This is a genomic window from Bradyrhizobium sp. AZCC 2262 (assembly GCF_036924535.1).
Classification (GTDB): Bacteria; Pseudomonadota; Alphaproteobacteria; order Rhizobiales; family Xanthobacteraceae; genus Bradyrhizobium.
The window spans coordinates 3,181,560-3,202,418 of sequence record NZ_JAZHRT010000001.1 but is presented as its reverse complement, the minus strand read 5'-3'; the positions used below and the strand labels follow the sequence as shown (position 1 = coordinate 3,202,418).

Here is a 20,859-nt window from a genome sequence, read left to right as displayed (position 1 = left end):
CGCTCACTAACGATGAATTGAGCATCTTCAACGGAAAGGCATCGGCAGCAACGACATCAGCCTTGTTTTGGCCGATCTTACTTCGAACATTCGACGTGACGTGGACACTAACCATCGATGATGCATCGATCGTGGAGCGAACGGCACGATGATTTCCCGCCTTTCTCTGCGCGCTCTGACCCTGGGCGCCCTGTTGGTGACTTCTGCGGCGCCAGCCTTGGCGGCGCCCTGTGGCACGGGTCCGTTCGAAACGTGGCTGGAAGATTTCAAGAAGGAAGCAGCCGCCAAAGGCATTTCGGCCGCCGCCATACAGGCTGGCCTGACCGGCGTCACGCTCGACAAGAGCGTGCTGGCCCGCGACCATTCGCAGAAGGTGTTCAGCCAGACGTTTGAGGAATTCTCCGGCCGCATGGTTCCGCCCCGGCTGACCCGCGGCGCCAACATGCTCAAGCAATACGGCTCGGTGCTCGGGCGAATCGAACAGGCGTATGGCGTGCCCGGCGAAGTACTGGTGGCGATCTGGGGCCTGGAAACTGATTTCGGCGTCAACATCGGAAAATTCCCGACGCTGCGCTCGCTGGCGACGCTGGCCTATGACTGCCGCCGCACCGACCTGTTCAAGGCCGAGCTGATGGACGCGCTGCGCATCGTCGAGCGCGGCGATATCGCGCCACAGGAGTTGCGCGGCGCATGGGCGGGCGAAATCGGCCAGACCCAGTTCATGCCGTCGTCCTACATCAAGTTCGCGGTTGATTTCGACAGCAACGGCCGCCGCGATCTGCTGCGCAGCCCCCCGGACGTGCTGGCTTCGACCGCCAACTTCCTTGCCAGCCACGGCTGGCAACGCGGCAAGGACTGGGAGCCCGGCAGCGCCAATTTCGCTGCGATCAAGGAGTGGAACAAGAGCGATGTCTACGCCAAGACCATCGCCTATTTCGCGACGCAGCTTTCGCGGGCGCCTTGAACAGAAAAATTCAAAGGGCCGATCGCAAGCCGACCGGCCCTTTGCAAGCTAGTCTACTTCGCCGTACCCACGTGCATCGCCTTGCTCAGATGTGACGCACAGACGCCCATCTTGCCGCTCAGCATGGCATCCTGGGCAGCCGCAATTTCCTTCTGGGCGGCGATCTTGCCCTCGCCGTCCGCCATGTTCTCGATCATCGTTTCGGTCTTGCTCAGATTATCGCCGCTGCAGCCCGCTTTGACTCGCGCTGCGTCGGCGGGAGCGACGGCAAATGCCAAGGCTGCAATTGCGGTGGCTGCGAGTAATTTGTTGAGCATGGTAACTCCCCTTTTGTTTTTGGACAGACGGCATCATTGCCGTCTGCAAAAACAATTCTTCGCCGAAGCGGAGGAACTTCAGGATGAACTTCGCGCGAGGTTGTAAGCGCGGCGCGCACAGGCCTTATGCGAAATCGTTCTTTTTCATTACGGTCCGGTAAGGAAGGCACGCGCGGTCTTGCGGCAATCATCTTTGGTGATGCTGCAAATCATTTCACGGCAACGGTAGCCGGCACCTCAGGCGCGCTATCGTTTCGACGCTGACGACAGGACAAGCAATTGAACCGGGTCTTCCCCAACAGGCCAAACACCGGGACGCCGCCGCACATGACATCGGCCGTCCCGTCATCAACCTCGCGCGCGCGGTTGCGCTGACGAAATGACCCGTCACGCAGGTTGGCCGCACAGTCCCAAACTATCCAGGCAGGTGCAGCTTCACTGCTTGTAATAATGAATATATATTCATTTATAAGCGACACGACACATGCGATTAGCGCATAAGAAAATTCCAAAAAACCTGGCTAATTTGCACATTTTGTCTGCCGGACCCGGTCGCCAACTTGTGTTCGGCCTTCCCCACCGCCACTTGGTCAGACGATAAGAGTCATCACGCGATTACACAAAACCCGCAAATTTACGGCATTACTTGCAGGTGCTGGGCACGCAAGCCGACCGATCCGGCAGCCATGCGCAAAGGTTAAGCGGCTCTTACCAATGCCATGCGTTTTAGGATTAGCTGCATCGCAACATCGGAACTTCTGCACTGCGGAATCTAAGCTATATTCATTTCAACGATGAGGCCGACCTCAAAGGCTGAATCGCAACTTCAAGGAGACTACGATGCTACTCTCGCTCATCCGCATGATCCAGGCGTTCCGGGATTATCAGCGCAATGTCAGCGAACTGTCCCAGCTCAGCGATCGCGAACTGGCCGATATCGGCCTTGATCGTGCGGACATTCCGCGCGTTGCCGCCGGAACCTATAGCAGCTGATTTCTGTTCAGCCGCCTGACGAACGGATAACGCCCGCCCCGCTGCGGGCGTTGTCGTTTCCAGCTTTTGGTTTGACGCGTTTTCTTCACGCAAACCGGTGCGCTTGGCGCGAAAACGCGCTAACCCTGCGCGCATGATTTCCTCCACTCCCCAAACTGACACCGTCCATGTGGTTGGCGGCGGCTTGGCCGGTTCGGAAGCTGCCTGGCAGATCGCCAATGCGGGTGTTCGCGTCGTCCTCCACGAGATGCGCCCGTTGCGGATGACCGAGGCGCACCGCACCGAGGGCCTGGCCGAACTCGTCTGCTCCAACTCGTTTCGCTCCGACGACGCCGCCAACAACGCCGTCGGCCTGCTGCATGCCGAAATGCGCCGGCTGGGCTCGCTGATCATGCGCTGCGCCGACACCAACCAGGTGCCCGCGGGCGGGGCGCTGGCGGTCGACCGCGACGGGTTTTCCGCGGCCGTCACCCGCGCCCTGCACGACCATCCCCTGATCGAGATCGACCGGACTGAAATCGCCGGCCTGCCGCCCGCCGAATGGGGTAACGTGATCGTCGCGACCGGCCCCCTCACCTCGGCGCCGCTGGCGGACGCCATCCGCGAACTCACCGACGAGAACGCGCTGGCGTTCTTCGATGCGATCGCGCCGATCGTACACAGGGATTCCATCGACATGTCGGTGGCGTGGTTTCAGTCGCGTTACGACAAGGTCGGGCCCGGCGGCACCGGCGCCGACTACATCAACTGCCCGATGGCCAAAGAACAGTATGACGCCTTTGTCGCGGCGCTCCTCGCCGGCGAGAAGGTGGATTTCAAGGACTGGGAAACCAGTACGCCCTATTTCGACGGCTGCCTGCCGGTCGAAGTGATGGCCGAACGCGGACCGGAAACCCTGCGGCACGGGCCGATGAAGCCGGTCGGGCTGACCAATCCGCACAACCCGACCGTCAAGGCCTACGCGATCGTGCAGTTGCGGCAGGACAACAAGCTCGGCACGCTCTACAACATCGTCGGCTTCCAGACCAAACTGAACTACGGTGCACAGCAGCGCGTGTTCCGTACCATTCCGGGGCTCGAGAACGCCGAATTCGCCCGGCTCGGCGGCCTGCATCGCAACACCTTCCTGAATTCGCCAAAGCTGCTGGATGGCCAGTTGCGCTTGCGCGCGCAGCCGAGGCTGCGCTTTGCCGGCCAGATGACCGGCTGCGAGGGCTATGTGGAATCCGCCAGCATCGGCCTGATCGCGGGCCTCTATGCCGCGGCGAACGCGCGGGCGCAGTCGCTCGAACCGCCGCCCGTGACCACCGCGTTGGGCTCGCTGCTCGGGCATATCACTGGCGGCCACATCGAAACCATTGAGGCCGGAACGCGCTCATTCCAGCCGATGAACATCAATTTCGGTCTGTTCCCGCCGCTGGCCAGTCCGCCGACCAAGAAGCCCGACGGCACGAGGCTGCGCGGCAACGAGAAGACAGTGGCAAAAAAGCAGGCGCTCAGCGCCCGGGCGCTGGCCGATCTCGATCGCTGGATTGCCGATCATCTGCGCGTAGCGGCGGCGGCGTAACACCATGGGTTTGCCAAAAGACGACGCCGCCATTCTGTCGGCGCGCTGGACCGAAGGCGTACTGCTGAAGCGAGACGTGTTCTCGACCGTCGAACGCGGCCGCTTTCGCGACGATACCGGTGAGGTTGACGCGGTGCTGCGCCGGCTCGACCAGGTGCCGCTGTGGTCCTATCCGCTCGCCCGCCATCTCTTCGCCCGCGAACGCCGCGCGCTGGCGCTGGCACGCGAGCTCGACGTCGGCCCGAAGCTGCTGTGGGCGGGACGGCAAGCGCTGGTACGCGGCTTCATCGACGGCGTCGCGCTGCATCTGGCAAAGCCCCATGGCGACCTCGCCTATTTCCGCTCTGCCAAGCTCGCGCTTCGCAAGCTGCACCGTGCCGGCATCTGCCATAATGATCTCGCCAAGGAGCAGAACTGGCTCCGTGGCAGTGACGGCCGGGCCTATGTGACCGATTTTCAACTGGCCGGCTGCTTCAAAACGAGAAGCCGCCTGTTCCGGATCGCGGCCTACGAGGACTTGCGCCATCTGCTGAAGCACAAGCGCAGCTATGCGCCACAGGCGCTGACGCCGATGGAGCGCAAGATTCTGGCGCGCAAATCCTTTGTCGCCAGTATCTGGCTCATGACCGGCAAGAAGGTCTACCAGGCCATCACCCGCGGGCTGTTCAATTTCACCGATCGCGAAGGCGGCGGCCGCCGGCTGGTCAACGACGCGCCTGTCTTGATCGATCTGATCAGGAAGAATCCTGAAGTGCGCGACACCGCCATTGTCGCGTTCGCCGACCGCCGCACCGGCGTCGGGTTGTACGCCTTTGTCGAGGCCGACAGTGTCGCGCTGGAAAAGCAGTTGCGCGGAGAACTGTCCTCCACCAAGGGCGTCAAGCCGCCGGAGCATATCCAGGTGGTGCATGCCCTGCCGCGCGATGCCGCCGGCAAGCCGCGCACGGAGATCCTGCAACTCGTCGCGATGAATCAGATCGATCTGATCGAGCCGTTGATCAAGAGCGAGGTCGACCGCGCGTTCATGAAAGACATTTTGGAGAGCCGCAAGAATTTGCGGGACCGGTTCAATTTCGAAAGCAGTGAGTTGAACTCGCAGTAGGTTACCGTCATTGCGAGGAGCGCAGCGACGAAGCAATCCGTCCATCCGCGGCGACATGGATTGCTTCGCTGCGCTCGCAATGACGACGGTTGGACCGACGCCCCTTACCCGCTAAACTCGCGCGTCCGCGACGCGCGCCACAACGTCCACAAGGTCCGCAGCCGCGACGGCGCCTGTGGCACGAAGGGATCAAAGTCAGCACGCGACATGCGCTCCAAGTCGCGGCGGACCAACGCCAGCGGCAGGAACACCCGCCGCGCCTGCGGCGGCACATGCGCGAGCAGCTCGAAGGCAGTACGGAGATTTTTTCGGGCGTCCGCCGCCAACTGATCGATCGCTGCACGCGCCCGCGGCGTCTGCTTGCCCGCAAAGACTTCTTCCATTCCGCTACCGTGTTGCTGCAGCAATTGCAGCGGCAGGAATAGCTGACGCCGCGCGGCATCGAGCGGCAGCGTGGCGATCACCTGCGCCGTGCCCCGTGCCAGCCCGGCATGGCGCGCGAGATGGTCGATCACGGCCGACGGCTGTACCGCGATCCGCGCGCCGAGCGAGAACAGCGCCGCTGACGTGTCGGTGACATACCCCTCCAGCGCCGCCATCGACGGCATCGGATCGTTGTAGAGGTCGAACTGATGCTCCTCGATCAACCGCGACAGCGGCTCGACCGGCAGGCGGAATTCGGCGATCGTCTGCAACAGTTCGGCCGCGACCGGATTGCCCTCGACGCCGCCATGGCCGGCGCCTCCCAGCATGTCGGTCCACCATTGCAGCCGCATTTCGCCCGGCAGCGGCTGGCTGACCTGCTCGCGCACGCGCGATATCTCGACATTGAAGGCATAGACCGACAGCAGGGCGCGGCGCTGGGCCTGTGGCAGGAACAGCGTCGACGCATAACGGACAAAGTCGTGCGTGCGCACCAGATCGGCGCAGAAGGCGGCGGAATCCTTCGACGTCGCCGCCCCGCTCATGGCACTGCGATCAGCGCCGCCGCGACGCGCCGGCGCTCGCCCAGCATGATGTTGTAGGTGCGGATGGCAGGTCCCGTCTGCATCGGGTCCAGCACGACCCTGACCGTACGCAGCGCCTCGCGCAGGATTGTCGGCGGCATCCAGACTTCCGTGCCGGTGCCGATGATCAGCGTGTCGATGGAATTGGCGGCCTTGAACACGCGCGCAAGCGAATATTCGTCGATCTCGGCCGGTTTCGTCACCGGCCAGGCCCATATCCCGTCCGGCAGGCACAATAGCGAGCCGCGGTGCGACATGTCGGCGAAGGCGAAGCCACCCTTGCCGTAGGCTTCGATCGGCGCCGACCTCGGAAGATGGGGAGCGTCCGAGGATGTAGTTGTTCGATTTGGCATGATCTTTTCCGAAAACCGGTTCCCACTTTCCGGGATCATGCCGACTTACTTCTTCGCAGGCTTATCCGGCGCGTCGCGGTGCTCACCGACGCCGAGATAGATCAGGATCGGCGCGGCGATGAAGATCGAGGTGTAGGTGCCGACCAGCACCACGCCGAACATCATCACCGCCGTGAAGCTGTGGATCGCATGGCCGCCGAACAGCAGCAGGGCCAGCAAGGCCAGCGTCACGGTGACGTGGGTGATGATCGAGCGCGACAATGTCGAATTGATGGATTCGTTCAGCAGTTGCGGCATCGGCATTTTCTTGTACCGCCGCAGCATTTCCCGGATGCGGTCGTAGATCACGACCGTATCGTTCAGGGAGTAGCCGAGAATGGTCAACAGCGCCGCGATGCTGGTGAGGTCGAAATCAACCTGGGTGATCGACATGAAGCCGATCGTCAGCACGATGTCGTGGACGTTGGCGATCATGGCGCCCAAGGCGAACTGCCATTCGAACCGGAACCAGAGATAGATCAGGATCGAGAAGATCGCGAGCATCAGGCCGAGCATGCCGTAGGCCAGGAGTTCGCCGGAAACGCGCGGCCCCACCACCTCGACGCGGCGATATTCGACGGTGTCGCCGAGCGCGCCGCGAACCTTCTGCACGGCCTGCTGCTGCGCGGCGTCGCCGCCCGGCTGCTCAGCCACCCGGATCAGCACGTCGTTCGGACCGCCGAACTGCTGCAACTGGATGTCTCCGAGCCCAAGCGTGCTCAGTGTCGCGCGCATCGCACCGATATCGGCGGGGCCGGACTTGTTCTGCACCTCCAGGAGCGTGCCGCCCCTGAAGTCGATGCCGAAATTCAGCCCGTGGGTGAAGAACAGCACGATCGCCAGAATCGAAAGCGCCGCCGATATCGGAAAGCTGATGCGGCGAAAGCGGGTGAAATCGAAATGCGTATCGTCGGGAACGATGCGCAGCGGCGGCAGCAGATCGAGCGCGGCGACCACGGTCAGCACGGCGATCAGAATGCCAAGCCCAATGAGAACGTATTGAGTCACGAGTGAGATTCCTAGATCGGCACGGTCTTCGGCCGTTTCCATCGCACCCAGCCGGCGACGATCAGGCTGGTGAGGGTAAAGGCGGTGAAGACTGTAGTAATGATGCCAATGCCGAGCGTAACGGCGAAGCCGCGCACCGGGCCGGTGCCGATATAGAACAGCACCGCGGCGGCGATGAAGGTGGTGATGTTGGAGTCCAGAATGGTCGACAGCGCGCGCCTGAAGCCGGCGTCGATCGCCGAAATCGCATTACGGCCGCCGCGCAGCTCCTCGCGGATGCGTTCATAGATCAGCACGTTGGAGTCGACCGCAATACCCACCGTCAGCACGATGCCGGCGATGCCGGGTAGCGTCAGCGTGGCGTTGAGCAGCGACAGGATGCCGAAGATCATCGCGACGTTGATGGCGACCGCGATGTTGGCGAATACGCCGAACAGGCGATAGGTCACCAGCATGAACACGATGACCATGATCGAGCCGACATAGGCCGCCAGTTCGCCCTTCTCGATCGAATCCTGGCCGAGGCCCGGACCGACGGTACGCTCCTCGATCACGGTCAGCGGCGCCGGCAGCGCGCCGGCCCGCAGCAGCAGCGCAAGTTCGTTCGCCGACTGCACGGTAAAGCTGCCGGAAATCTGCCCCTGCCCGCCGGTGATCGGCTCGCGGATCACAGGCGCGGAGATCACCTTGTTATCGAGGATGATGGCAAACGGCAGCCCGACATTCTCCGACGTCGCCTGCGCGAATTTGCGCGAGCCCGAACTGTTGAATTTGAAGTTGACGATCGGTTCATTGGTGCGCTGGTCGAAGCCCGGCTGCGCATCCGTGAGGTCGCCGCCGGAAACCAGCACCTGCTTCTTGATGACGTAGGGCACCTTGGGCGATTGCTCGCTCATCAGGATTTCCGAATCGGCCGGCACGCTTCCCCGTTGCGCCTGATCCGGCGACACCGACGAATCGACCATGCGGAATTCCATCTTGGCGGTCTGGCCAAGGATGCGTTTTAACTCCGTCGGATCCTGCAAGCCCGGCACCTGAACCAGAATGCGGTCGGTGCCCTGCCGCTGGATCAAGGGTTCGACGGTGCCGAGTTGGTTGATGCGGCGCTCGACGATCTGGATCGATTGTTCGATGGTTTGCCGGATGCGTTCGGTAATGGCGGCTTGCGGAACCGTGAGACGGATCAGCCCGCCGCCGGCATCCGAGACTTCGAGGCTGCGCTGCCCTGAGGAGCCAAGCAAACCGCCCAGCGGCTGCGACAGTTCACGCAGCTTGGGAAGCGCCGCCTGCAGGTCGCTGTCCTTGACGCGGACCTCGACCGCGTCGGCGCGCGAGGAAAGGCCGGTATAGCCAATCTTGGCCTCACGCAGCACGCGACGAACTTCGTCGCGCACCTGATCGAGCTTTTCCTTCTTCACGTAGTTGGAATCGACTTCGAGCAGCAGGTACGAACCACCCTGCAAATCGAGGCCGAGCACGATGTGCCGCTGTGCCCACGCCGGCCAGGTCTTCACCCGCTCCTGGGGAAAGAAATTCGGAACCGCGAACAGGCAGACCACAAGCGCGGTCAGAATGATCGCCAGCGCCTTCCACCGCGTGAAATACAACATCGAGTAGACCCGTCAGATCCAGGAAAATGCGCCGCGGGAAGCGGCGCGGAAAACTCAGCTCGCGGACGTCTCGTCCTTGGCCTCACTCTTTTCCTTGGCCGGCTCGCCCTTGGTGCGGACGCCCGAAATCATCTGCCGCATCTGCCGCACGCGGACGCCGTCCGAAATCTCGAACTCGATCTGGTCGTCATCGACCACCTTGGTCACCTTGCCGACCAGACCACCCGAAGTAATCACCGTGTCGCCGCGGCGGATGTTTTTGACCAGTTCGGCGTGATCCTTCACCTTCTTCTGCTGCGGGCGCAGAATCAGGAAATACATGATGACGAAGATCAGCGCGAACGGCAGCAGCGACATCAACATGCTGTTGGCATCGCCGCCGGCTGCGGCCTGGGCGTACGCAGGGGTTATCAGCATTCGAACAATCCTCGTGAGACGGAAAAGAACCGGCCATGCCTGGGCTTAGCGCCTTGGGGCAAATCGCCGGTCCGGGCAAATTCGCGCGGACTATAGCGGCGGCGGGCCTAATTGCAACGTGGCCGGACCTCTCATTTAGGCCGCTTGCGGGACCTTCCAAGGCCCGTTAAGGCTGCGCGGTCAGGAACTCCGAAAATGTCGAAAAAAGCCAAGAAAACTGCGGCTCAAACACCGGCTCGCGCCGCCCCCAGGGCTGCCTCGCGAGCCCTTGCAAAAACCGCGACAAAACGTCCGGCAGATGCGCTCAACGGCGCCACCGCCGAGCGGATTGCGACCGCGCTGGAAGCCATCGCCGGCCACCTTTCCGCGGCCTCCCCGGTCGGGACCCTCGAGTCGTTCGGCTCTGCCGACGCCTTTGTCTGGCATCCGGACGGACGGCTTTCACCGGTGCCGCGCGTCAGCCGCGTCGACCTTGGCCTGCTCAAGGGCATCGACCGGATGCGCGACATCCTGATCGAAAACACCGAGCGCTTTGCCGACGGGCTGCCCGCGAACAACGCGCTGCTGTGGGGCGCGCGCGGCATGGGCAAGTCGTCGCTGGTGAAGGCCACTCACGCCAATATCAACATCGACCGCAAACCGGCCGACCGGCTGAAGCTGATCGAGATCCACCGCGAGGACATCGAGAGCCTGCCCGGCCTGATGGATCTCTTACGCAGCTCCGATTTCCGCTTCATCGTGTTCTGCGACGATCTCTCCTTCGACGGCAACGATGCCTCCTACAAATCGCTGAAGGCGGTGCTGGAAGGCGGTATCGAGGGACGTCCCGACAACGTCATCCTCTATGCCACCTCGAACCGGCGGCACCTGCTGGCGCGCGAGATGATCGAGAACGAACGCTCGACCGCGATCAACCCGGGCGAAGCGGTCGAGGAGAAGGTGTCGCTGTCGGATCGGTTTGGTCTCTGGCTCGGCTTCCACCGCTGCAGCCAGGACGAATACCTCGCTATGGTACGCGGCTATTGCGGCCATTACGGCATCAAGATGGCTGACGAAGCGCTGGAGCGCGAGGCGCTGGAATGGTCGACCACGCGCGGGTCGCGTTCGGGCCGCGTGGCCTGGCAGTTCACGCAGGAACTGGCGGGACGGCTGGGCGTCAGGCTTTCAGGGAAGTAGGTGTAGCGAACCCGTAGCCCGGATGAAGCGTGGCGCAATCCGGGGTCAGTCTGGGCCGTTGAAGGACCGGCCCCGGATTTCGCTACGCTTCATCCGGGCTACGCGCGCTGCGCCGTCACGCCCCGTTCAGGAATTGAAGCGGGTCAACCGGAGAAGATCCTTTGCGGATCTCGAAGTGGAGCTGCGGCGACCCCACCTCACCCGATTGACCCGATTTGGCAATGATCTGGCCGCGCTTGATCGTATCGCCGCGCTTTACCATCAGTTCACTCGCATGGGCATATGCGGTGACGTAACCGTTGGAGTGCCGCACCAGAACCAGATTGCCGTAACCCTTGAGCTCGTTGCCGGAATAGGCGACCACGCCATCTTCCGCAGCTTTCACCGGCGTGCCTTCCGGCACCGCCAGGTTGATTCCGTCATTCGATTTGCCGTTGGTCTTGGCGCCGTAGCTCGTGATCACCTTGCCGCGCACCGGCCAGCGGAAGGTCGGCAGCGCGCCGGTGGCTTCGCTGGGCTTGATGGAAGCTTGCTCGACGACGGGCTTTTCTTCCGTGACATTCGTGGTGGCGGAGGCCAGCCGCGCGGCCTGCGGCGGTCCGCCGGCGGCGGCCATCTTGGTGGACGACGCCGCAACCGGGGCCACCGACGGGGCAGGTACTGCGGCGGCGACGGGCTGCGCCGCTGGCGCAACGGCCGCGGACTTCGAGCCGGGCACGGTCAGCTTCATGCCGAGGCTGAGCTTGGCGGACTGATCGAGATTATTGGCCCTGGCGAGCTCGCCAACCGGGACATGGTTCCGGCGCGCGATGCCCATCAGCGTATCGCCGCGATTGACGATATGGACGCTCGACGGTGCGGCCGCAGCGGCAACCGGTTTGCTGACCGGGGGCGCGAGCGACGGAGCGGACGCAGCCACCGCCGTCTGCCGCGGAATGATCAGTTGCTGGCCGGGCGACAGCACGCGCGGGCCTTTATAGCCATTGGCCTGCAGGATCGCGGCGGCTGAAACGTTGTACCGCTTCGCCAGAAGGTCGAGCGTGTCACTGGTGCCGACGATGATCGTGGTGCCGTTCGGCGCAACCGGGCGCGCGGCCGCGACCGAGCGCGGCGGTACCGTGGCCGTGGTCTCGATGGGTGGCCGGGACGGCGGTGCGTAGGACGAAATCCCGCGCCCCCCTCCCGACACCCCGCCCGAACTGGCGGGATAAGCGTGCGGTGCAGCGACGGCAGGTGCCGGCAAGGGCTGGGACTGGTATTGCGGCGCGGAGGACGCCTGCGGCCGGGCGTATTGCGGCGGCTCGCGGCGTTCGACGGCGGGCGAGCGTACCGAACCGGTGGCTTCGGGCTGCGAGGCAAAGGGATTGGAGAAGCCATCGGATAAGCGCGTCTGCATATCGGCGCTGCAGCCGGCAAAGCCGACCGACATCAGCGCCAGCACCGCGACCTGCGGCACCCGACGCGAGCGAAGCAACTCGGCGACACGGGACATGGTTACTCACTCGTACGCAACAAAATACTGTTTTGAGTAAACACCTGCCGAGTAAATAACCGCTTAACCCTTGGAATAAGATGTTGGCGGGAACCGCCAATCCGGGTTTCTACAGCTCGCGCGCAATTCCCGGCAGGGCCGGGACGAAGCGGACATCGACCAATTCCTTGCGCTCGAAACCGCTATCCTTCCTGGTCAGCCTGACCAGCGTCTGGGTGCCGTGATGCGGGCCGACCGGTGCGATCAGGATGCCGCCGGGCTCGAGCCGCTGCTGCAGTTTGTCCGGGATCTGCTCCATCGCGGCGGTGACGATGATGCGGTCGAAATCGCCGGCGCCGGGCGGAATGTCGAAGCCGTCGCCGTTCAGCACCTCGATATTGTAATAGCGGAGCGCTTCGAGTCGGTCGCGGGCCGTGTTCGCCAGCGTCCGGTAGCGCTCGATGGTCAGGACATGCGCGCATAGCCGCGACAGCACCGCGGCCTGATAGCCGGAGCCGGTACCGATCTCAAGCACCTTGTGGTCCTTCCGCAGCTGCAACTGCTCGGTCATGTAGGCCACCACGAAGGGCTGGCTGATGGTCTGCCCACAGGCGATGCCGAGCGCGCTGTCGCGATAGGCATGACTGCGGTCGCCAGCCGCCACGAAAACCTCCCGCGGCACCTCTTCCATGGTGCGCAGCACCGCCTGGTCGCTGATCCCGCGCCGCCGCAGGGTGAGCTGAAACATCATCTTCTCGGGCGGTTCTTGCGACATTGCGGTCTCGCGGCGGGCTCAGCCGCCCGTCCAAGGCTCAGACTTCCCAAGGCTCAGGCTTCGTCGAGATGTAATAGCCTCCGCACACTTAAGGAAGAATTTCCTCAAGATTTTGGTTCCGGCCACAGGAACCGTTACCTCTCCCCCGGCGTTGGGGCACCGCTCGTTGAAGGAGTCTTCGTTTTAGAGCATGCCGGTTCATGTCGACGTTGCACCAAGGGGTGTTTTTTGCGAACCTCAAGGCCTTGGAAGGGCAAGGATTCCCCTCATGATAGCGACACGGCCTGCGGGCTGTTCTGTTTTCCTCGTTGAAGACGAGGTCATGATCCGGATGATGGTCGCTGACATGCTGGAAGAGCTGGGCCACAGCGTAGCTGCCGAGGCCGGCGAAATCGGCGAAGCGGTCAGGCTGGTGCAATCGACCGAATTCGATCTCGCCATTCTCGACGTCAACGTCAACGGCAAGGTGATCACGCCGGTCGCCGAACTGATCACGGCGCGCAACCGCCCGTTCATCTTTGCAACCGGTTACGGCTCCTCCGGCCTGCCCCATGAATATCGCGACCGCCCCGCCCTGCAGAAGCCGTTCCAGCTGGAGACGCTGGCACAGGTCATCGCCTCGACGATGAAGAGCGCGACGGCTTAGCTAGCTGGCCGGACGCCGCCGACAATGGATCGCGTCCGCCGCCGCATCGGCGAGGTGCTCGGGTTCGCCGAGGAAACGCCTGGCTTATGCGATCTCGACAAAGTGACTTACTGGTCGCAAAACAACAAGCCAACTATCTCGCAATGGATCAAAGTTTCTCTCTCAGGGAGACTCTCTAATGATCCTCTACTACGCTCCGGGCGGCTGCAGCTTTGCTGACCACATCGCTCTCATCGAGACGGCACTTCCATACAGGCTCATGAGAGTCGATCGTGGCAAGCGGACCGAAGATGGGCGCGACTTTCTGACGATCAACCCAAAAGGCCTTCTGCCCGCTCTGGAACTCGACGACGGAACCGTCCTTACCGAAAATCTCGCCATTCTTGTCTACATCGCCCATCAGGCCGGGGCGCTGCTTCCCGAAAACGGTCTGGACCGTTGGCGCGCGCTCGAGGCTACTTCGTTCATGACTACCGAACTCCACACAAACTTCAGACCGTTTTTCCACCGCGATGCGACATCGGTCGAACGGGCCAAGGCACGGCGATTGCTGGTCAAGCATTTCGCTACAGTCGCTGAGCAGCTTGCCGACAGGCCATTTTTGGTGGGGGATCAGATGACGATCGCAGACCCATATCTCGTCGTGATGCTGATGTGGGCTGGCAAGTTTGAGATCGAAGTACCAAAGCGGCTCAGCGGCTATCTCGCGCGGATGAAGACGACGCCTTCGGTCGTCAGAGCGCTCGCAGATGAAGGCCTGAGCCCGGACTCACGGCAGTGGTTCTCCTGACCGGGGTTGGGGTAGAAGACCATCTGGCGCGAAGCGCAATCCGGGGCCGCTCTCTCAATGAAGCCCTACCAGCCACGAGAGCTACTCGACGCAGTCTTGAGCTGAAGCCGCGCGACGGCGCTTCGTGGCATGACCTAACAGATGCCTGAGGCCTTCAACTGCTAACCTGCGTTCGTCATCGCCTTTGTCTTCCAAAAATCTGGAGACTTTTGCTCGGACATCGCTTTCCTGTTTCGGCGTGAGATTGACCATCATCACGTAGGTTTGCATTACACGATCAATCGCAGCCTGCATTTGTAATCTCCTCACTGACGCGGTCGGATATGCAACTCCCCAATGGAACCTAGGTTCCCCCTGCTCGTTAGGGTCGAAATGATAGGGAGGGTCGCGATGGACCGTGTCACCCGCTGCTTGCACTGCGGTAAGAGGATGGTGCCGGCTCCCAGCTTTACGGGACGCACCGAGTTGAAGTGCGTCTTTTGCGATAAACTGGACCCGATGGAGATGGCGGAGCCGAACAGATGGCCCGATAGCTCTCTCGCCGCTCCTGTTTCTGGGGTGCCAGGCAATTCGCATTCTTAGCCCTTGGTCGCGCCGGTCAAAGCGCACCTCACCGTTGAGTTGGCCAATCGTACTTTCCACCATGCGTGGCCGGACCCGCGGTGCCGGACCCGTTGGCTCCGTCCATCCTACAAATCCCCCAACCCCGGCGGCTCGAACCAGTTCGTCAGCGACAGCCCGCCGTCGATCACGATCGCGGCGCCCGTGACGTAGGCCGATATCCGGTTCGACAGCACCGCCAGCGCTAGCGGCGCGAGGTCGGCGGCCTGGCCGAGCCGGCCGAGCGGAATGTGTTTCGCGAGCGCGGGATCGGCGATGAAGCCGCCGGCCGCGATCGCGCCGGGCACCAGCGCGTTGACGCGGATGCCGAAGCGGCCGAACGTCTTGGCCAGTTCCTTCACCAGCATCGAAAGCCCCGCCTTCGACGTCGAGTAATGCGGCAGGTTGCGCGGGGTGCCGGCATGCAGCGAGGTCAGCAGCAGGAACGAGCCGGGCTGTTTGTCGGCGATCAGCTTACGCGCCAGTTCGCGGGAGAGGTGGAATCCGGCTTCAAGGTTCACCGCATGCATCCGCGCCCAGGTCTCCGTGGTGACGCCGAACGCGTGATCGGCTTCGCGCCGCGGCGGCGAGGCGCTGTGCACGAAATGCGTCATACGTCCCACGGCGGCGGCAGCTTCCGCCAGCAGCGCATCGCGCGCGGCGGTATCGGCAAGATCGCCGATCCATGGCACGGCGAGCTCCGGCCGCGGCGAGGTCTTGATCGCCGCAGTTACCGTTTCCGGATTCACATCTGCAAACACCGTGCGCACGCCCTCACCCACCAGCGCCTGCGCAATCGCGCGGCCGATCCCGTTGCCCGCGCCGGTGACGAGCGCCGTCTCACGCGCGGGATCGAAGGGCGTGTCGAAGATACTCATGACGTTCGGCTCCCGAAGGCGTTACAAGCGGCCCGCAGTCCGCCATCAATTTCGGTTTGGCGCAACCCGTCTTCAGCCGCAACGCTTCATACAGAAATGGGGCGGACCCGCCATGTCCGCCCCATACGTGCCCCCGATTTCCGGAATCGATGCGCTGGGCATCAGGACCCGGCGACCATTTCCAGATGATATCAGGCACGTTGACCGACTTCGGAATCAGGCCGAGCTTCGCAAAGCGATCGGCAATCGCCTGCTGGCTCTTTACGGCACGACGCGACGGCTAATGCGTGCTGGTTTGCCTGCCGCCCAATACCGCCCTCGCCGCGCGCTCCGCCTCGCGGGCCGTGCGGAAATCGCGGCCATCGAGATGATCGAAAGCGCGATCGGAGGAGAAGAAGGTGAAGCCGCGCTCGTTGCCTGCGACGATACCGGCGGTGCGGTTGTGAACTTCGATGATGTAGGCTTTGGACATGGGTGTTCATTCGCCGACAATGTCGGCGCTCCTGTCGAGTGCGTGATCTCTGGGTTTGCTACGGGAGGATCAGCAACAGGCGCCGGTCGCCGCCGAGACGCAGCGGCGGGTGATGCGTTTGCGCATATCGCCCACGGCTGGCTTTGGATTCAATCTCATGCGGTGACCCTGAACACGAAAAATTGCATCAAATATCCGGTGGTTCGCCGAATTGGTCAATGAAATGGGTGTCCAATCTTTTCACCGCGACATCAGCGCTCTTCTCCGCAAGCGCTGCAAAACGGACGGATCCATCTTGCGGGGACGCCATAGCGCGAAAGTACCGGCGCGTGCCGCGCCTTGCGCTGGATCAATTCGGCACAACGCTGCACCGTCAGGTTGCTTCCACCTCGCCCAAAATCGTCCTAACCTTGGCTTGTAACCGGCGGGCTCACCACCATGCAAACCCGCGTTCGAAAAGTCGCCCACGTTCTGGAACGCCTTGGGCTTGCCATGGCAGGGGCTGCGAGCGGGTTGTTTGTGGCGGCGCTGGTGGGAACGAGCCATTCCGCACTTACCAACCAGGCCTTCCTGCTCCTGATGATGATCGGCGGCGCCGTCGGCTTTTATCTCGGCATCGATACGCCGCCATTGCCCTTCAGCAAAACGAACGACCGGCCCGCCGATGGCGCCTGGGTCGGCAAGATCGACACGCCGGAACTGCTCAGCGCGATCGGCACCTTCCTTGCGGCGTTCTCGGCGTTCGCTTGCGTCGGCGTGATCGTACTGCGCCACGATCCGCATCTGGTATGGATATCGATGATCATGGCCGGATGGGTGGTCGGCGTCACCATGCAGATCGTCGCCGGCACGATCGGCCGCCTGCGCCGTTGATCAGGCAGACCGCGTTGCCTTCAGCTCTCGTCTTCCAGCGTCAGCACCAGGCCGGTCAGCGTCGCGCCGATGCCGAACATCAGCCCGTAGGTCGTGACCAGTATCAGTGTGGTCTGAACAGGTGCGTCGCTTTTTGCAACGAGGTCCCTGACATGAAAGGCATCGAACAGGCCGAGCAACAGCACCAGCGACAGCCCGAGCGCCACGCCCATCAGGAAATGGGTCAGCAGCGCATTGAAGAGCGATGTTTTCGGACGCATGACGCCGTGCCCTCGGCATGATGCCAAGGCAACGCACAGCCGATGGAACCGGTTCCTTGGCGCGCGAACAGAATTCGTCTTGCGCTGAGGCGGCATCAGCCGGGCGCCGCCTCGCGCGTTTGCAAAGCGTTAAGCAAGCGCTGCCAACACGCGCTGGCATTTCCAAAAATCTCCACAATCCTCTTTAGAAGGAGGGCATTCGCTTTTCGAGAAAGGAGCATTTCCCATGCGGTTAGGGCAAGCGATCCTCTTCGGCTCGGCGGCGGCCCTTCTCACGCTGGCAGCGCCGACGCTCGCCAGAAATTCCAGCGCGCATTCGCATACGGCGAAAGCAACCGAGGCGCCCGCGGCCTCCTCCTGCCATGCCTACCAGCAGGCGGCCGACGGTTCGTGGACGCAACTGCCCTGTCAGGAGATGGACGCCAAGGCACAGCAATCGAAATCCGCATCGAAGCCCGCCACCGAGGAAACACAGTGAGTGGAACAGCGGCGTAAGGTGGGCAAAGGCGCCCTCGCGCCGTGCCCACCATCTACTTCGATTGCGCTGTCGCTTTGCCCGTCCTGCGGACCGCGAACTGATTTGCTTTACGCGCAAGCGCAATCTCGAGGCGCAACTGCGACCAATTGGCACGACGGGCAAATCAGTCAAAACCTGTCCAGCCCTTCACGCAAAAATATTCCGCTTAACACGTCGGGCAAATCAGTCGCATATCTCCGCCCGTCTCACGGCGGATGAGGGGCGTTGGCCATCGTCACGAACGCGCGGTGAGATGCGATGGACGCGAGAGCTGCGACTGACGTGTGCGGCTCGAGCGTACGGCGAAGTCGTGTGGTTCGGGCGCCGCGGTGCTGGCGCTAAGTTTCACGGGTTATCTTGTGAAGCGACGGTGGCAAAAGAGCCGTTCACCGGGGAGAGCACGAAGTAAGCCGTAAAGCCATTGCGCAGGGAAGGCCGGAATGCTCCCGCTGCCCTGTATGCTCGTGTGCAATTTTGTTTGCGCAAATCGCACGCGAGACCGCGGGTGCAGCAAGCACCCGGTCTTCCCTGCGCCCTCAGTTTTTTAAAGAGGGCAAAAGAAGATGCAAAACCTCGGACGCAATGCGTCGCGAGAATGCCGCGCCATATTCGATCGTCGTCACCCGCCTTGTGCGCAATTGCGCACTGGGGCGGGTGACCCAGTATTCCAGAGGCGCCAGTGACTGAACCGATAGGCCGCGGCGTACTGGATGCCCGCCTTCGCGGGCATGACGAGCCCATGCAGTTTTCGCCGTCATTGCGAGGAGCGAAGCGCCCGGCCAATCGTCGAAACACGTCGGCATGATCCGCGCGCCGCCGTCCCGAAATGGAACAAGCCAGCGTGAAATGCCAACCGTAACCGGGGATTAATCCGCACCACCTATACTGGTGGCCCGCACTCTCCCACCAGTCCAAATGGTCTGAAATCCCATGAAAATCGGCACCCTCCTCACCGCTGCCATCGTCTCGCTTTCCGCCGTGGGTGGCGGCCTCGCCGTCTATGTGGCGACTTCGAAGTACCAGACCATGGACAAGGTCTCGATCGCGCAGAGCCGGCTGGAGGTGGTGCGCGCGATCGGCGATATCCCGCGCTACATGAATCCCGAGCGCGGCTTTGCCACCAACATCCTCTATGGGCCGCCCGCGGTCGATGCCAATATTCGGGCCGAACTCAATAATAAAATGCGCAAGCCGACTGACGCCGCGCGCGACAAGATGAATGCGATCCGCAAGAACCTGTCCAGCGGGCTCGACGACGCCGCGGCGGTCGGCACCGGCATCGACGAGCTGAACGTGAAATTCAACGCCCTGCGCGACGCCATGGACAAGGCGATCGATGGCCCGGCCGAAGCGCGCAAGGATGCCGCCAGGAAGATCGTCGCCGACAATGCCGTGTTCAACGCCGCGGCCACCAAGCTGCTCGACGAGCAGGTGCGCCGCATGGCGCAGCTCGACGGCGATGCCTACCGGCAGGCGGTCTATGCCAACATCGCCTGGAACCTGCGCGACGTCGGCGGTTACAACGCCAGCATCCACAAGAACCTCGTCGGCGCCAAGCGCGCCGCCACCGAGGCCGAAAAGATGGAATACTCCCGCTCTCAGGGCCGTGCCGACCAGATCCTGATGTCGCTGCAGGAACTGCGCGGCAACCCGGCGACGCCGGCCAATGTGGCGTCGGCACTGGAGAAGATGAACGAAGCCTATGTCGGCCGTTTCGGTAACGAGCTGAAGCTCGTCAAGGACGGCGCCGCTTCAGGCAAATACGAGCACGATGTCGACTTCTTCTACGCAGAATCCCAGAAAGGCCTCGGCACCGTGGTCGATCTGCGCAACGCGTTCTACGACAATGCCGAGCAAATTCTCGGCGCCAACTATTCCTCCGCGCGCTTCAGCTTCCTGATCGCGCTCGCGGTCCTCATTGCGGTTGCCACCGCCAGCGCCGGTCTGATCGTAATGGTGCGCCGTAGCGTCTGCAGGCCGATCGTCGACCTCACCGCCACGATGACGCGGCTGGCCGGCGGTGACGTATCCGGCGAAATCGCCGGCGCCGGGCGCGGCGACGAGATCGGCGCGATGGCTGCTGCTGTTGGTGTCTTCAAGGACAGCATGATCGAAGCGGAACGGCTCGCCGCCGAGAAGGCCGCCGAGAGCGACGGCAAGATGCGCCGCGCCCAGGTGCTCGACGAACTCACCCGCGTGTTCGAAGCCAAGGTCACCGAACTGGTCGGCGGGCTGTCGTCGGCGTCATCCATCATGGAAGACACCGCACAGTCGATGTCGTCGACCGCCACCCTCACCAATCGTCAGGCAGCCATCGTCGCCGCCGCTTCCGAACAGACCTCCGCCAACGTACAGACGGTGGCGAGCGCCACCGAGGAACTGGCTTCCTCGATCTCGGAAATCGGTCGCCAGGTCGCGCAATCGACCGAAATCGCCGCCCGCGCGGTCGACAATGCGCGGCGCACCGGCGACACCGCCCGCTCGCTCGCCGACGGCGCGCAGAAAATCGGCGACGTCGTCACCCTGATCCAGAGCATTGCCGCGCAGACCAACCTGCTGGCGCTGAACGCGACCATCGAGGCCGCGCGCGCCGGCGATGCCGGCCGCGGCTTTGCCGTCGTCGCCTCCGAAGTCAAATCGCTGGCCGGCCAGACCGCGAAAGCCACAACCGAAATCTCCGAACAGATCGCAGCGATCCAGGCAGCGAGCGACCAGACCGTGACGGCGATCCAGAACGTCGCCAACGTGATCGGCGAGATCGACCAGATCGGCACCGCAATTGCGGCGGCGATCGAGGAACAGGGCTCCGCGACCAAGGAAATCTCTCGCAGCGTCCAGGAAGCCGCGCGCGGCACCCAGGAGGTCAATTCCAACATCACCGGCGTCCAAAAGGCCGCCGATGACACCGGCGCCGCCGCCAATCAGGTGCTTGGCGCTGCCGAGCAACTGTCCTCGCAGTCCAAGGATCTCGCCGGACAGGTCAACCGCTTCCTCTCGGAGGTGCGCGCAGCGTAAGCTCGCGCG

The 20,859-nt window shown here is 62.8% G+C and carries 22 protein-coding genes and 1 pseudogene; 10 read left to right on the top strand and 13 right to left on the bottom strand.

Features of this window, described 5'->3' with window-relative positions; translation table 11 throughout:
* Positions 1-148: 148 nt before the first annotated feature.
* The gene (locus V1283_RS15090) at positions 149-964 is read left to right on the top strand and encodes a lytic murein transglycosylase (protein ID WP_334387259.1); all 816 of its coding nucleotides are present in this window, start codon (positions 149-151) and stop codon (positions 962-964) included.
* 53 nt (positions 965-1,017) lie between these two features.
* Here the strand turns inward: V1283_RS15090 and V1283_RS15085 are convergent, their stop codons facing one another.
* A complete protein-coding gene (locus V1283_RS15085) occupies positions 1,018-1,281 on the bottom strand; it encodes a hypothetical protein (RefSeq protein ID WP_334387258.1) in 264 nt (87 codons plus the stop codon).
* Positions 1,282-2,121: 840 nt separating this feature from the next.
* Between V1283_RS15085 and V1283_RS15080 the strand changes: the two genes are divergently transcribed.
* From V1283_RS15080 to V1283_RS15070, 3 genes are all read left to right on the top strand, one after another.
* The gene (locus V1283_RS15080; RefSeq protein ID WP_334387257.1) at positions 2,122-2,274 is read left to right on the top strand and encodes a DUF1127 domain-containing protein; all 153 of its coding nucleotides are present in this window, start codon (positions 2,122-2,124) and stop codon (positions 2,272-2,274) included.
* Positions 2,275-2,407: 133 nt separating this feature from the next.
* Positions 2,408-3,841, top strand: coding sequence for a methylenetetrahydrofolate--tRNA-(uracil(54)-C(5))-methyltransferase (FADH(2)-oxidizing) TrmFO (trmFO, locus tag V1283_RS15075; protein ID WP_334387256.1), 1,434 nt, complete (start codon positions 2,408-2,410; stop codon positions 3,839-3,841).
* A gap of 4 nt (positions 3,842-3,845) precedes the next feature.
* Positions 3,846-4,943 (top strand): serine/threonine protein kinase, encoded by a 1,098-nt coding sequence (locus V1283_RS15070; protein ID WP_334387255.1) that lies wholly within the window; start codon positions 3,846-3,848, stop codon positions 4,941-4,943.
* Between the two features lie 104 nt (positions 4,944-5,047).
* Here the strand turns inward: V1283_RS15070 and V1283_RS15065 are convergent, their stop codons facing one another.
* Genes V1283_RS15065 through yajC form a run of 5 tightly spaced genes read right to left on the bottom strand, consistent with a single transcriptional unit; the run spans position 5,048 to position 9,377 of the window.
* The gene (locus V1283_RS15065) at positions 5,048-5,911 is read right to left on the bottom strand and encodes a phytoene/squalene synthase family protein (protein ID WP_334387254.1); all 864 of its coding nucleotides are present in this window, start codon (positions 5,909-5,911) and stop codon (positions 5,048-5,050) included.
* Positions 5,908-6,303 (bottom strand): Mth938-like domain-containing protein, encoded by a 396-nt coding sequence (locus V1283_RS15060; protein WP_334387253.1) that lies wholly within the window; start codon positions 6,301-6,303, stop codon positions 5,908-5,910. The genes V1283_RS15065 and V1283_RS15060 overlap by 4 nt, the downstream gene beginning before the upstream one ends.
* Before the next feature lie 45 nt (positions 6,304-6,348).
* Positions 6,349-7,350, bottom strand: a complete 1,002-nt coding sequence (gene secF / locus V1283_RS15055) for a protein translocase subunit SecF (RefSeq protein ID WP_334387251.1) — start codon at positions 7,348-7,350, stop codon at positions 6,349-6,351.
* An 11-nt stretch (positions 7,351-7,361) separates the two neighbouring features.
* Entirely contained in the window at positions 7,362-8,960 is a 1,599-nt protein-coding gene (gene secD, locus V1283_RS15050; protein ID WP_334387250.1) for a protein translocase subunit SecD, read from the bottom strand.
* 54 nt (positions 8,961-9,014) lie between these two features.
* The gene (yajC, locus tag V1283_RS15045; protein WP_334387249.1) at positions 9,015-9,377 is read right to left on the bottom strand and encodes a preprotein translocase subunit YajC; all 363 of its coding nucleotides are present in this window, start codon (positions 9,375-9,377) and stop codon (positions 9,015-9,017) included.
* A 195-nt stretch (positions 9,378-9,572) separates the two neighbouring features.
* Here yajC and V1283_RS15040 point away from each other — a divergent pair, with 195 nt between their 5' ends.
* Complete coding sequence (locus tag V1283_RS15040) at positions 9,573-10,553, top strand: ATP-binding protein (RefSeq protein WP_334387248.1); 981 nt, start codon at positions 9,573-9,575, stop codon at positions 10,551-10,553.
* Between the two features lie 115 nt (positions 10,554-10,668).
* Here V1283_RS15040 and V1283_RS15035 read toward each other — a convergent pair whose 3' ends face one another.
* Positions 10,669-12,045: a peptidoglycan DD-metalloendopeptidase family protein gene (locus V1283_RS15035; protein ID WP_334387247.1), complete on the bottom strand. Its 1,377-nt coding sequence runs from the start codon at positions 12,043-12,045 to the stop codon at positions 10,669-10,671.
* Between the two features lie 109 nt (positions 12,046-12,154).
* Positions 12,155-12,799 (bottom strand): protein-L-isoaspartate(D-aspartate) O-methyltransferase, encoded by a 645-nt coding sequence (locus V1283_RS15030; RefSeq protein ID WP_442895746.1) that lies wholly within the window; start codon positions 12,797-12,799, stop codon positions 12,155-12,157.
* Positions 12,800-13,067: 268 nt separating this feature from the next.
* Here V1283_RS15030 and V1283_RS15025 point away from each other — a divergent pair, with 268 nt between their 5' ends.
* A complete protein-coding gene (locus V1283_RS15025) occupies positions 13,068-13,445 on the top strand; it encodes a response regulator (RefSeq protein ID WP_334387246.1) in 378 nt (125 codons plus the stop codon).
* A 178-nt stretch (positions 13,446-13,623) separates the two neighbouring features.
* Positions 13,624-14,235, top strand: coding sequence for a glutathione binding-like protein (locus V1283_RS15020; protein ID WP_334387245.1), 612 nt, complete (start codon positions 13,624-13,626; stop codon positions 14,233-14,235).
* 81 nt (positions 14,236-14,316) lie between these two features.
* Here the strand turns inward: V1283_RS15020 and V1283_RS15015 are convergent, their stop codons facing one another.
* The 4 genes and pseudogenes from V1283_RS15015 to V1283_RS15000 all read right to left on the bottom strand — a co-directional run bounded on the left by V1283_RS15015 (position 14,317) and on the right by V1283_RS15000 (position 16,185).
* Positions 14,317-14,529 (bottom strand): hypothetical protein, encoded by a 213-nt coding sequence (locus V1283_RS15015; RefSeq protein ID WP_334387244.1) that lies wholly within the window; start codon positions 14,527-14,529, stop codon positions 14,317-14,319.
* Positions 14,530-14,924: 395 nt separating this feature from the next.
* Positions 14,925-15,713, bottom strand: a complete 789-nt coding sequence (locus V1283_RS15010; RefSeq protein ID WP_334387243.1) for an SDR family NAD(P)-dependent oxidoreductase — start codon at positions 15,711-15,713, stop codon at positions 14,925-14,927.
* A gap of 169 nt (positions 15,714-15,882) precedes the next feature.
* A pseudogene (locus V1283_RS15005) lies at positions 15,883-15,978 on the bottom strand (sulfonate ABC transporter substrate-binding protein); the annotation flags it as partial.
* A 15-nt stretch (positions 15,979-15,993) separates the two neighbouring features.
* Entirely contained in the window at positions 15,994-16,185 is a 192-nt protein-coding gene (locus V1283_RS15000; protein ID WP_334387242.1) for a hypothetical protein, read from the bottom strand.
* 438 nt (positions 16,186-16,623) lie between these two features.
* Here V1283_RS15000 and V1283_RS14995 point away from each other — a divergent pair, with 438 nt between their 5' ends.
* A complete protein-coding gene (locus tag V1283_RS14995; protein WP_334387241.1) occupies positions 16,624-17,058 on the top strand; it encodes a hypothetical protein in 435 nt (144 codons plus the stop codon).
* Between the two features lie 20 nt (positions 17,059-17,078).
* Here V1283_RS14995 and V1283_RS14990 read toward each other — a convergent pair whose 3' ends face one another.
* Positions 17,079-17,318, bottom strand: coding sequence for a hypothetical protein (locus tag V1283_RS14990; protein ID WP_334387240.1), 240 nt, complete (start codon positions 17,316-17,318; stop codon positions 17,079-17,081).
* Between the two features lie 226 nt (positions 17,319-17,544).
* On the opposite strand from V1283_RS14990, the gene V1283_RS14985 reads away from it, so the two are divergent.
* Positions 17,545-17,796, top strand: a complete 252-nt coding sequence (locus tag V1283_RS14985; RefSeq protein ID WP_334387239.1) for a hypothetical protein — start codon at positions 17,545-17,547, stop codon at positions 17,794-17,796.
* Between the two features lie 969 nt (positions 17,797-18,765).
* Positions 18,766-20,850 (top strand): methyl-accepting chemotaxis protein, encoded by a 2,085-nt coding sequence (locus tag V1283_RS14980; protein WP_334387238.1) that lies wholly within the window; start codon positions 18,766-18,768, stop codon positions 20,848-20,850.
* Positions 20,851-20,859: the final 9 nt, after the last annotated feature.